Below are 11,696 nucleotides of genomic sequence, written 5' to 3'. Positions count from 1 at the left end.
TTATGCCCAATAACTCAGGCGGCAGGCGATGGCACGGACAAATGACCGATCGCAAATACCGCCAACGGCAAGCCGCACCGGCTACCACACTCCCAAAACGCGACCCACTTCGAGCATGTCCTTGCATACGGCGACTGCGCCAGCCTCCTCGAGCTCGCAAGGGACAGCGGCGCCCGAATAGATGCCGATACAGGGAATCCCAAGCTCGGCGGCACCCCGCACGTCATACATGCGGTCTCCCACCATCACGGCGTCGGCACTAGTCGCACCCAGGGCATCGAGCGCCGCGGCGATTGACTCCGCCTTGGTCTCGCGAAAACCGGGGATGCGCCCCGCAACGGCTTCGAATTGCGTGACGCCGAGGGAATCGAGCAACTTGCACGTCGGCGCCTCGACGCGCGACGTCGCCACAGCCAAACGCTTGCCAAAGGCCACCAGCGCATCGAGAAGGTCGGCGGTATGCGGGAAAAGCGGAATATCGGCCGGCGTGACCGTGCGCTCGAACAGCGCGCGATACTCGGCGGCAACAACCTGCACCTCTTGCTCCCCCATATCCGTGACGAGCTTGATCCCGATCTCAAGCGGCGGCCCAATCAAAGGCAGCATCTGTTCTTCGCTGAGCTCGTACCCGTGATTCGAAAGGACCGATCCCACCGCGCGCATAATGGCCGGCTGGGTATCGGCGACCGTACCGTCAAAGTCGAACAGCACCACAGGCCTCTCGCGTATCGGCAAGCCGTCGAATTCATGCATGGGCTCCACTCGCACCTTTCCAAACTTCCTTTTCTTTATGAAAAAGACCCCGGCGGACACATGCCCGTCGGGGTCTGCAGCGAACCTAGGGTTCAAAGGCGATATGCCGGAGATTTACTCGGCGTCCTCGGCCTTCTCCTCACCCTCGAGCGGGGTGACCTCGATCTCGATGCCGAGGGTCTCGGCAGCGGACTTCATGGACAGGGAGATGCGACGACGGTCGAGGTCGATCTCCATGACCTTGACCTGGACCTTGGAGCCCACAGCGGTGACCTGGGCAGGCTGATCCACGTGCTTGTTGGCCATCTCGGAGATGTGCACGAGACCCTCGATGCCGTCACCGAGGTCGACGAACGCGCCAAAGGGCACGAGCTTGGTGACGGTGCCCTCGACGATGGCGCCCACGGGGTACTTCTTGACCAGGGCACGCCACGGATCCTCGGTGGTCTGCTTGAGACCGAGGGAGATGCGCTCGCGGTTCAGATCGACGTCGAGCACCTCGACCTCGACCTCCTGGCCGACCTTGACAACCTCGGAGGGGTGGTTGACGTGGTTCCAAGAAAGCTCGGAGATGTGGATGAGGCCGTCGATGCCGCCCAGATCCACGAAGGCGCCGAAGTCCACGATGGAGGAAACGGTGCCCTTGAGGCGCATGCCGCTCTTGAGCTTGGAGAGGATCTCGGAGCGCTCGGCCTTGCGGGACTCCTCGAGGACAACGCGGCGGGAGAGCACGACGTTGTTGCGGTTGCGATCCATCTCGATGACGCGAGCCTCGATGCGGGTGCCGAGGTAGGAGGTGAGATCCTTCACGCGGCGAAGGTCAACGAGGGAGGCGGGCAGGAAGCCGCGCAGGCCGATGTCGAGGATAAGACCGCCCTTGACGACCTCGATAACCTCGCCCTCGACGTTCTCGCCGGCGTTGAACTTCTCCTCGATGCGGTTCCAGGCACGCTCGTACTCGGCGCGCTTCTTGGAGAGAACCAGACGACCGTCCTTGTCCTCCTTCTGGAGCACGAGCGCCTCGATGGAGTCGCCCAGCGCCACGAGGTCGGCGGGGTTGGCATCCTTGCGGATGGAGAGCTCGCGGACGGGAATGACGCCCTCGGACTTGAAGCCGATGTCGACGAGAACCTCGTCGCGCTCGATCTTCACAACGGTGCCGTTAACCAGGTCGCCCTCATCGAAATCGGTGATGGAGTTGTCGATGAGGTTGTTCATCTCCTCGGTATCGACGTCGTCGAGGGAGAAGATGGACGAGTTCTGAATCTCACTCAAAGGTGGACCCCTTTCGAACTACGGGGCCCCGATTACCTGACCTGCAGATGGTTGCTTGCAAAGAGCGGACGAGCCGCCAGCGCGCGCGCACCGTTTGGAACAATCTCGGGGGCCGACAGATACTGACGTGAACTATAAACATTCACGGTTCATTAGAGTACGTTGAAACGCCCCCGTTTTCAAGCGTCACGTGCAAATTTTTCGGCCGGGGCGACGTTGCTGTCGCCAATGGCACATCTCGGGCATAATAGTTGAATTGAATAGATTCAGTTATTGGAGTCCTCGTGCCCACCATTCAGGAAGTCGCAAAGCGCGCAGGCGTATCCGCGGGAACGGTATCGCGCTACCTCAACGGCCATCAGCTCAAAGCGACCAACCAAAGCCGCGTCGAGGCGGCCATCGAGGAGCTCGGCTATCGCAGCAACTACCTGGCGCGCAGCCTGCGTTCCAAACAGAGCATGTCAATCGGCCTGCTCATCAACAACATGCTCAACCATTTTGCCGTGAGCGTCGTAGCGCAGGTGGAACGCGAGATGGAGCTCAACGACTATAACATCATCCTCTCGGGTTTCCGCGAGGACCGCGAGGTGTTCATCCGCAAGCTCGAAAACCTCATCGACCGTCGCGTCGATGGTCTCATCCTCTTCGAGGCGATCGAAGACGAACGGGCGTACAAGCTCATCGAGCAGAGCGGGATCCCCACGATCGCCATATCCAACCCCCTGCCCTTCCACTACGTGGACAATATGCTCGCAGCCAACCGCAAAAGCTGCCACGAGGTGACGAGTCGCATGATCGAGGGCGGGCACACGCGCATCGGGGTAATTGCCGGCATCCAGGAGGAATATGTTTCCCGCGAGCGCCTGAGCGGTGTGCTGGAGGCCTTCGACGAAGCGGGACTCCCGCGCAACAACGCCGTGGTGCGCGTGGGCGACTACTCGAGGGAATACGGGTACCGGGATATGATGGACCTCATCGAGAAGGACCGCGTCGACTGCGTCTTCGCCCTCAACTACGGACGCGGCCAGGGCGCCCAACAAGCAGTGAGCGAACTCGGCCTTCGTATCGGGGAGGACATCTCCTTCGCGTGCTACGACTATCTCGACACCAAGACATACTTCCATCCAAGCATCACGACCGTCTGCCCCCCCTCGCTCGAAATCGGCACGAACGCCGCACGCGAGATCCTCTCCATGATCAAGGACGGCCGCCTGGGCACTGGTCGCACCACCTACACCGATGAGGACATCACATGGCTGCCCTCCATCATCGGGCTCAAGGAGCACTAGCCCCTTTCGGCGATGCGCGGCACAACGAAAAAGCCCCTGCGACCATCGTTTACGGTCGCAGGGGCGACGAACTCCGTCTTCAGGCGGCGCGATGCCGCAGGGAGCATCCCCAGCTAGGCTTTCCTCTTGGCAAGGTCGATGAACTTGCCAGCCAAGATCTTGAAGGTCTCGGCGCTCATGAGCTGGTCCTCGGCGTGGATGAGGATGATGCTCGGCTCGATGTGCTCGCCGCCGGCCTCCTGGCTAATCATCTCGCCGTGCTTGGCGTGACCGGTCAAGAAGAACTGCTCGCCCTCGGCAACGCGTGCCTCGGCCTCCTCGATCTTGCCCTCCCCTGCCAAATCGATCGCCTCGATGAAGCAGCTGCGGGCCGTGCCCACGTTGGCGATGATCTCGAAGCAGGCGATTTCCATCTTGTTCATATCGTCCATGGTTACTCCTCGCTTTGTGCGGCGGCGTCCGTCACCGCACACTCGTTTTCACCGGGAAGGGACGCCTCGGCGCCGCAATCGACGTCCTCACCGGCTTCCACACCCGGGTTCTGCTTGATGTAAGTCTCCATATCGCGGAGGCGGCGCTTGATCTTGCGCTTGGCGAAGGGCCCGTAGAAAAAGCCCACCAGCTTGCCGTTCAGGTCGTTCAGGGTCTTGTCGCCGGCATACCCCTCTTCGTAGGTGATATTGACGGCGCGCTCCCCCTCCACCGGGTCAAGCTCGTAGCGCACGGTGTTCTCGCCCTTGGACGAGGCGACCGACGCGGCGTAACGGAGCGGGGGCTCGTACTCCGTGATCTTGGTCGTCACGTGCTGGGCGCCGCCAATCTTGGCGTTCAGCATCTTCTGATAGGTGAACCCGGCCTTGAGCTTTTTGGCCGGGACCTTCTTGCCGCGCGCCTGCTCGGCGTCGTAGAGCACCGAGCGCGTGATCGAGGCGAAGAACTCCTCGGCGCTGACGTTGAGCTTGACCTGCACTTTCATGACATTCCTTTCGGCGGTACGCCTGAACTAGAAGCCGTGGTTCTCGGCGAGTTGCTTGTACCAGCGGCCGCTCTTCTTGATGCGGCGCTCCTGTGTCTCAAGGTCGAGCTCCACCAAGCCGTAACGGTTCTTGTAGGCGTTGAGCCAGCTCCAGCAATCGATGAACGTCCACAGATGATACCCAATGCAGTTGGATCCCTCGTCGATGCCGCGAGCGAGCTCGGTCAGGTGCTCCTTGATGAAGTCGATGCGATAGTCGTCCTGGATGGTGCCGTCCGGCCCGCGGAACCTCTCCTCGCCCTCGACGCCCATGCCGTTCTCGGAGACGATCCACTCGATGTTGCCGTAGTTGTCGCGAAGGTTGATGGCGATGTCGTACAGCGCGTGGGGGTAGATCTCCCAGCCACGGTGCGGGTTCATGCGACGACCAGGCATGGCGTACACGTCGTAGTAGTACGTGGGCATGAACGGCGCCTCGGGGTTGGGCAGGCTCGTACGGGCACACACGCGCAGCGGCTGGTAATAGTTCACGCCCAGATAGTCGACCACGTTGTCGCGGATGACGGCGAGGTCGGCCTCGTCGACGACCGGCATGAGGCCGTGCTTCCGGATGAGCTCGACCAGCTCGGGGTCGTAGGCACCGTGCACGCTCGGGTCGAGGAAGCTCTTGTTGGCGAAGAGCTCCGCGATATGGGCGGCGCGCACGTCGGCGGGGTTGTCCGAGCGCGGATAGGCCGGCGTGAGGTTGAGCACGATGCCGATCTTGGCGTCGGGGAGGACCTCATGGCAGGTGCGGATGGCCAGGGCGCTCGCGAGCGCGGTGTGGTAGGCGACCTGGGCGGCTGCCTTGGGGTCGACCTTGCACGGATAGTGGTACTGCTGCAGATAGCCGCACTCCACGTGCACGATGGGCTCGTTGAAGGTGTACCAGCGCTTGACGACGTCACCGAACAGCTCGAAGGCGATGCGGGCGTAGCGCGCGTACAGGTCCACGACCTTACGGCTCTCCCAACCGCCGCGCTCCTGGCAGACGACCGGCATATCGAAGTGGAACAGGTTCACGAACGGCTCGATGCCTTCGGCGCGAAGCGTGGTGAACACGTTGCGGTAGAACTCGACGGCCTCGGTATTGGGCTCACCCTCCGGGTCGGGCAGCAGGCGCGACCAGCTGATCGAGGTGCGGAAGGAGTTCTGGCCCGTCTCGTGCAGCAGCGCGATGTCCCCGCGCCAATGCTCGAAGAACGTCGACGTGTCGGCCGGTCCCACACCGCCGTGGAACTTGTAGTGCTCTTCCTCGAACCACAGGTCCCAGATATCGGGGGCCTTGCGGTCGATGCCGTGGGCGCCCTCGGACTGCGGAGCGCTCGTGGCGCTGCCGAAGTAGAACCCCTGCGGGAACTTTACGTCCATCGTTTTACCTCTTCTTTCTCGTCACGAACAGGTAGATGCCACTCACGATGACGACCAGGATGCCGCCGAACAGAAGGCCGATGCTCATCGGGGAGCCCGCCTCGGCTCCAAAGTTCGACATTACGATGAAGAACAGGCCGACGCCCAATATGAACACGGCCCAAGGCGATTTGAATCCCATGAGTGGCAACCCATCCTTTCTAAAAAGCCGCCGGTGCGTCCGCAGACCACCGGCGGCCGATGAAACTAGCCTCGCACAGCCTTACCGCACGAGGTCAAGCTGTGCACAGGGCGCGCCCATGCCTTACGCGGCGGCCTCGGCGTCCTGCTTCTCCTGCTCCTTGTTCGCCATGATGACGAAGGGCAGGTAGATGATAACCGAGATGACCAGGTTCAGCAGGGCCACGGCAGCGGCCAGGAAGTTGCCGCCGGTGGCGAAGAAGGCGTAGAGGCCGGCGGGCATGATCCACGGCACCTGGATGAAGACCGGCGGGATGATGCCGGCGTAAGTAAAGCCGAGCGCGATCGCGGAGGTGATGACCGGGACGATGATCCACGGGATGAAGTAGATCGGGTTCAGCACGATCGGCATACCGAAGATGACGGGCTCGTTGATGTTGAACACGCCCATGGGGCCGGCGATCTTGGCGATGGTCTTGGAGTCCTCGCGCTTAGAGAAGAACAGGATCGCGATGATCAGGCCGAGGGTAAGGCCGGAGCCGCCCATCATGGTGAAGGCGTCAAAGGAGCCGCGGGTCCACATGTAGGGCATCTGGGAGATGTCGCGGGTGGCCTCCCAGACGGAGAGGTTCTCGAGTAGGGCCGGGGTGTACACACCCTCGATAATGGGGGCGAGGACGTTCATGCCGTGGATGCCGAAGAACCAGAACAGCTGGATCAGGAACTGGACGAGCAGGACGGAGAAGAAGCCGGAGGACATGCCAAGCAGCGGGCGCTGAATGAACTCGGAGATGAGATCATTGGGGTAGGCACCCGTGGCGACCACGCAGATCTGCGTCACGGCGGCGGAGGTGAAGATGGCGAACACGCCGGGGATCATGGCCACGAAGGCGGCGTTGACCGCGGGCGGGACGCTGTCGGGCAGCTTGATGGTGAGCTTGGCCTGGATGAGCTTGATGTAGATCATCGAGCAGATGAGGCCGAAGATGAGCGCGGTGAACAGGCCGGTGGCGCTGGTGAGCACCGTCGAGATCATGCTCGATCCGACCACGTCCAGGGTGACCGCACCGGCGTCCGTCACGTTGAGGCCGGTGAGGCCGGCGGCCTCGAGCGCCTTGACGGCGTCGGCGCCAACCTTGGGCAGGGTGTAGGCGAACTTGGGGGCGAAGTTCATCGTGGCCACGACGGAGGCGAGGGACACGGCGCCGCCGGAGATGGGCGACACGTCGTAGGCCTTGCAGAGGTGGTAGCCGAGGGTGAACGCGAAGCACAGCGCCAGAATGGAGATGGAGCCGTTGAAGACGTTCACGTTGACGTTGATGAGCTGGGTGCAGGCCTCGGTGAAGCCGTTGCCCACGCCCCACCAGGTGTTGGGCAGGTCACGGAAGAACACGTTCAGCAGCGTGGCGACCGAACCGGCCATGGTGACGGGCATGATGGAGATGAACGCGTCGCGGATGGCGACGAGGTGACGCTGGTTGCCGACCTTCTGGGCAACCGGCATGAAGTGCTTCTCCATCCAGTTCATGAAACCATCCAAGGGAGTAGCCATTGCAATCTCTCCTCATGCTTGGGGTGATGAGTAGTACTACAGCGAATGCGCGCTCCCGCGCGCGGCGCCGGAGACGTGTCCGGCGAAGGGCCTTACTCGTGGCCGATGAGCTTGATGGCCTGGTCCAGGACCTTGGGCGCATCCATCATGCCGTACGCCATCATGTCGATGACGTCGACGGGCGTGCCGCCGGCGACGGCGCGGATCTTGTCCAGCAGGAAACGCACCTGCGGGCCAAGCAGAATGACGTCGGCCTTTTCGGCGTTCGCCTCGGCCTCGGCCTCGGGAACGGCCCAGATGGTAGCCTCGATGCCACGCTCCTCGGCGTTGCTCTGCATCTTGGAGACCATGAGGCTCGTCGACATGCCGGCGGAGCAGCACAGCAAAATGTTGACCATGAACTCTCCTCCTTCCCTTCTCCCGGGTTTCCGGGAACGTAGTGTCGCGTCTTAGGTGGACGCACGATATCCTCATCACCCCGCGTACGATGATACGCCGCTGGGCGAGAATACCCGATCGGGCTTCGAGCGATGGGGCCGGGCCATTGGGGGATGTAGCCGCACGGCCCCGGCGCTCGAACGGGGCCCCGCCCGCCTTAGGCGAACTGGGGCAGATACTCCCTGTGGGCCTCCAGAAGCTCGTCGACCACGACGTTGGCGAGCGCGTCGGAGGGGCACAGCGGGTTCATCTCAAGCGCCGCGACTGCCAAGTCGCGATCGCCGGTGATGGCGGCCTCGACGACCATGCGCTCAAATCCCTTCATCATCTGGACATAGCCGGCGATGCGGGGCTTGAGCTCGCCAGTGGCGAGGGGCTTGGGGCCGTCAGCGGTGATGCGGCAGGCGACCTCGACACAGCTGCCGCTGGGCAAGCCCTCGATGCAGCCGTTGTTGCGCACGTCGACGTACTGGATGTCGCCGCGGTTGGTGTGGATGGACTCGATGAGGTTACAGGCCGCGTCGCTGTAGCGAGCGCCGCCGCGCTGCTCGAGCTGCTTGGGCTTGATGACGAGGTTCTCATCGCGGTAGATCTCGAACAGCTCGTCCTCGAGACGCGAGACAACCTCGCCGCGGACGCTGCCCTCCTCGAACTCCTTGAGCTCCTCGGTGAGCATTTCGTCGGTGTGGAAGTAATAGTTGTGGTATGGGCACGGGATCGCGCGGATACCGCGGATGAAGGACGGGGAGAACGGGATGGACATGAAGTTCTTCATGGCGAGCGCCTCGTCCTCGGAGACGTGCGCGTACTTCTCCACAGCCTCGTCGAGGACGGACACGCCGTCCACGAACACATCGGTGGCGAACACGAAGTGGTTCATGCCCTGGAGCTGGAGCTCCAGGCGGTCCTCATCGACGCCCAGGACCCGGGCGATGCCGGCATGCATGTTGATGGGCACGTTGCACAGGCCGATGGCGCGGTTGAAATCGGTGTAGTTGAGGATGGCCTCCTCGATCATGCCCGAGGGGTTGGAGAAGTTGATCATCCAGGCCTTGGGACAGAGCTCCTGGACCTCGCGCACGAAGTCGAGGATCACCGGGATGGTGCGGAAGGCCTTGAACATGCCGCCAGCGCCATTGGTCTCCTGGCCGAGCATGCCGTGGGACAGCGGGATGCGCTCGTCGAGCACGCGGGCGGGCAGGCGGCCGATGCGGACCTGGGAGGTCACGAAGTCGGCGCCGTCGAGGGCCGCGCGGCGATCGGTGGTGAGGATCACCTTGGTGGGCAGGCCAGCGTGCTTGACCATGCGCTGCGCGAGGGCGCCCACGGTCTGGAGCTTCTCCTCCCCTTCCGGGATGTCGACGAGCCACAGCTCGTCCACGGGGAGGTCCTCATAGCGCTTGATGAAACCCTCGACGAGTTCGGGGGTGTAGCTCGAGCCGCCGCCGATAGTCGCAATCTTGATGCCGTCTACCATGTGTCCTCTCCTCAATCTCGATGCGCTCGGTGCCGCGCCCCATGCGAACCGCATGATCCACACGAGCGCTAACATGCGGGCGCGGAGCGATCTGCCCTACAGCAGGACGCCGAAGCGCGACCAGGAGTCCAGGTACTCCAGGAGCATCTGCTCGTGAGCGGGCAGCGTGCCGACCACATTGCGGGTGCCGTCGTCGGGCATGTCCTGGAGCACAAGCTGCAGCTCGCCCTTGTAGCGGGGGCTGGCGTTGTTGACGACCACGACGTCGCCGCGCATAAGGTCGCGGCCTACCGGGCGCGCAGGGATGTCGAGGTCCGCAAACTCGACTCGCGACCAAGTGCTGCGCAGCAGGTACGGGCTCAAATCGCCACGAACCTTGTGCTTGGGGTAAAGGGCGACCGTGCGCTCGTTGTCGGTCAAGCCCGGATCGACGACGGGGCGGAGCTGAACGAGGGAGCGGTCGATCTCCTCGACCGAGGCGAGCTCCTCCTCGGTTGCAAAACAGTTGGAGATGATGATGTCGTCGATGAGACCCATAGCGGACAGATGACGCGCCTGGAAGTCGAGCGGCAGCCCGCGATGGCACTCGAGGGTAACGAGGCCTTCCTTGAGCGGCCAGGGACCGAAAACGTCATCGCGAGGGATGCCGATGAACGCGGCAAGGTTCACGCCAAATTCTCGAACAAGGGCGCTCTCGCGCTCGAAAAAGGCGGCGTCAAGACCGCTGAAACGCTGCGGGTAGAAGTTATGGCAGGAGATGAGGCGCGCGCGATCGGGGTCGTGCGTGAGCGTCGCGGGCAGGATGCCGTCGGCGCAGCTGGCGTTGAGCTCGATCATGAGGCCGTAGGGGTTGCGCGTCATGTCCGCCACCTGGCTGGGCTGGAAGGGCTCATCCAGACGGATTCCGTCGGCGCCGATCTCGTGGAAGAACGAAAGATTGTCGTAGGAGATACCGAGCTTGGAGAAGACACTGGGGGCCACATCGAAGATGACCTCCATGCCGTTCGCATGAGCACAAGAGGTCAGCTGTGCAGACTCGCGCTTGACCTGCTGCGGATCCCCTTCGACCGACAGCAAGCATGAGAAAATGCGGTTGAACCCGTGTGCGGCGGCACGCTCGATGTACGAGCAATCCTGCTCGACCGTAGAATGCTCGGGATACAGGGAAATGCCCCACTTCATACGAGAACGTCCTTCCTTTGCGTGTCTTCAGTCGCCGCGCACGACACATCTCGTGCGTTTGACGATTTGAATTATATCGATTCAAGTTTTGAAGACGACCGAGAGGGCACAAGGCCATTCTTGTGCAGGAACGTTATTTTTACCGTATTTCCAGCTATTTATATCGATTTAATTTTAGAAAGCCCATCTCAATGAAACCGTGAACGGTAGCAATTTTCCGGCAAACGGTGACGTATATACCAGGGACAAGCACCGCAAGAGGGAAGGCAGCGGCAACCGATTCGCAGACTTAAAGGGCTAGACAAACGCCGATGGGGTACAAGTGGTTCAATGCGAGCGCGCGATTCCCTCACGCCCGATTTGCCCCGCCCAACACAGAACAAGACCCAGGAGACGCTATGCCCCAGCTCAAAGCCGTCGTCTTCGACATGGACGACACGCTGCTCAGCATCAATCTCAGCGCCTTCATCGGCGTGTTCGCGCTCGACGAGGCGAACTTGCTCGCGCAGGTCGCCCGCAAACCCATCGTGTCGCTCTTCTCCCCCCTCGGCTCGGCCATGCTCGCCCTCAACAACGGCGATCGCGCACAGGGGGACACCCGTACCAACCGCCAGTTCTTCGCCGATGAAATCGAGCGCCGCTGCGGCATCCCCATCCTCGAGCCCGCCATCGCCGACATGCTCGACTTCTACGAGCGGGAGGTCCTGCCCAAGAAGAACGACCGGACCATCTCCGCCCGCCCTCGCGAGGGAGCCCACGAGGCGGTGCAGACCGTGCTCGACCATGGCTTGCGCATCGCGCTACTCACCAACCCGAGCTTCTCGCGCTCCTGCATCGAATGCCGTATGGGCTGGGGCGATATGCTCGACATGCCCTTCGAACTTGTGACCACGTGGGAGAACTCAACGCGTGTCAAGCCCAGCGCCGATTACTACCGCGACTCGCTCGACAAGCTCGGCCTCGCCCCCGAGGAGACCCTCATGGTGGGCAACGACCCCAAGCGTGACTTCCCCTCCCCCTCGATCGGCCTTAAAACGGCCTACGTGGGCGCCGGCTACCAACCTCATGCGTTGTGGAACGGCAGCATGGCCGATTTCGCCAAGGACTTCGACCGCATCGAAGAACGGTTCTGCAACGGCGAATAGGCCCTCGCGGGGTCCAAAC

At 62.3% G+C, this 11,696-nt stretch carries 12 protein-coding genes; 2 read left to right on the top strand and 10 right to left on the bottom strand.

From position 1 onward, the window contains the following. Positions 1-81 precede the first annotated feature (81 nt). Together COLINT_RS00375 and rpsA are read right to left on the bottom strand one after the other, a co-directional pair. Complete coding sequence (locus tag COLINT_RS00375; RefSeq protein WP_039910440.1) at positions 82-753, bottom strand: HAD hydrolase-like protein; 672 nt, start codon at positions 751-753, stop codon at positions 82-84. A gap of 114 nt (positions 754-867) precedes the next feature. Continuing rightward, positions 868-2,028, bottom strand: coding sequence for a 30S ribosomal protein S1 (rpsA, locus tag COLINT_RS00370; RefSeq protein ID WP_006722287.1), 1,161 nt, complete (start codon positions 2,026-2,028; stop codon positions 868-870). Positions 2,029-2,312: 284 nt separating this feature from the next. Here rpsA and COLINT_RS00365 point away from each other — a divergent pair, with 284 nt between their 5' ends. Further along, complete coding sequence (locus COLINT_RS00365) at positions 2,313-3,317, top strand: LacI family DNA-binding transcriptional regulator (protein WP_006722286.1); 1,005 nt, start codon at positions 2,313-2,315, stop codon at positions 3,315-3,317. A 113-nt stretch (positions 3,318-3,430) separates the two neighbouring features. On the opposite strand, the gene COLINT_RS00360 is transcribed toward COLINT_RS00365, so the two are convergent. The 8 genes from COLINT_RS00360 to COLINT_RS00330 all read right to left on the bottom strand — a co-directional run bounded on the left by COLINT_RS00360 (position 3,431) and on the right by COLINT_RS00330 (position 10,532). Beyond that, positions 3,431-3,748 carry a PTS lactose/cellobiose transporter subunit IIA gene (locus COLINT_RS00360; RefSeq protein WP_006722285.1) on the bottom strand — a complete coding sequence of 106 codons (318 nt, stop codon included), beginning with the start codon at positions 3,746-3,748 and terminating at the stop codon, positions 3,431-3,433. 2 nt (positions 3,749-3,750) lie between these two features. Beyond that, positions 3,751-4,293 carry a DUF3284 domain-containing protein gene (locus COLINT_RS00355; protein ID WP_006722284.1) on the bottom strand — a complete coding sequence of 181 codons (543 nt, stop codon included), beginning with the start codon at positions 4,291-4,293 and terminating at the stop codon, positions 3,751-3,753. A gap of 27 nt (positions 4,294-4,320) precedes the next feature. Next, positions 4,321-5,703 carry a glycoside hydrolase family 1 protein gene (locus COLINT_RS00350; protein ID WP_006722283.1) on the bottom strand — a complete coding sequence of 461 codons (1,383 nt, stop codon included), beginning with the start codon at positions 5,701-5,703 and terminating at the stop codon, positions 4,321-4,323. Between the two features lie 4 nt (positions 5,704-5,707). Continuing rightward, complete coding sequence (locus COLINT_RS08405) at positions 5,708-5,884, bottom strand: hypothetical protein (RefSeq protein ID WP_006722282.1); 177 nt, start codon at positions 5,882-5,884, stop codon at positions 5,708-5,710. 123 nt (positions 5,885-6,007) lie between these two features. Further along, a complete protein-coding gene (locus COLINT_RS00345; protein WP_006722281.1) occupies positions 6,008-7,435 on the bottom strand; it encodes a PTS sugar transporter subunit IIC in 1,428 nt (475 codons plus the stop codon). Positions 7,436-7,527: 92 nt separating this feature from the next. Next, the gene (locus tag COLINT_RS00340; RefSeq protein ID WP_006722280.1) at positions 7,528-7,833 is read right to left on the bottom strand and encodes a PTS sugar transporter subunit IIB; all 306 of its coding nucleotides are present in this window, start codon (positions 7,831-7,833) and stop codon (positions 7,528-7,530) included. Between the two features lie 197 nt (positions 7,834-8,030). Continuing rightward, positions 8,031-9,350, bottom strand: coding sequence for a 6-phospho-beta-glucosidase (locus COLINT_RS00335; protein WP_039910182.1), 1,320 nt, complete (start codon positions 9,348-9,350; stop codon positions 8,031-8,033). A gap of 96 nt (positions 9,351-9,446) precedes the next feature. Then, complete coding sequence (locus COLINT_RS00330) at positions 9,447-10,532, bottom strand: DUF871 domain-containing protein (protein ID WP_006722278.1); 1,086 nt, start codon at positions 10,530-10,532, stop codon at positions 9,447-9,449. Between the two features lie 398 nt (positions 10,533-10,930). Here COLINT_RS00330 and COLINT_RS00325 point away from each other — a divergent pair, with 398 nt between their 5' ends. Next, on the top strand, positions 10,931-11,677 hold the full coding sequence (locus COLINT_RS00325) for an HAD family hydrolase (protein WP_039910181.1): 747 nt from the start codon (positions 10,931-10,933) through the stop codon (positions 11,675-11,677). Positions 11,678-11,696: the final 19 nt, after the last annotated feature.

The sequence above is a fragment of the Collinsella intestinalis DSM 13280 genome (assembly GCF_000156175.1).
Lineage (GTDB): Bacteria > Actinomycetota > Coriobacteriia > Coriobacteriales > Coriobacteriaceae > Collinsella > Collinsella intestinalis.
Note: the sequence above shows the minus strand (reverse complement) of the source record. Positions and strands in the feature narration are given on the sequence as shown.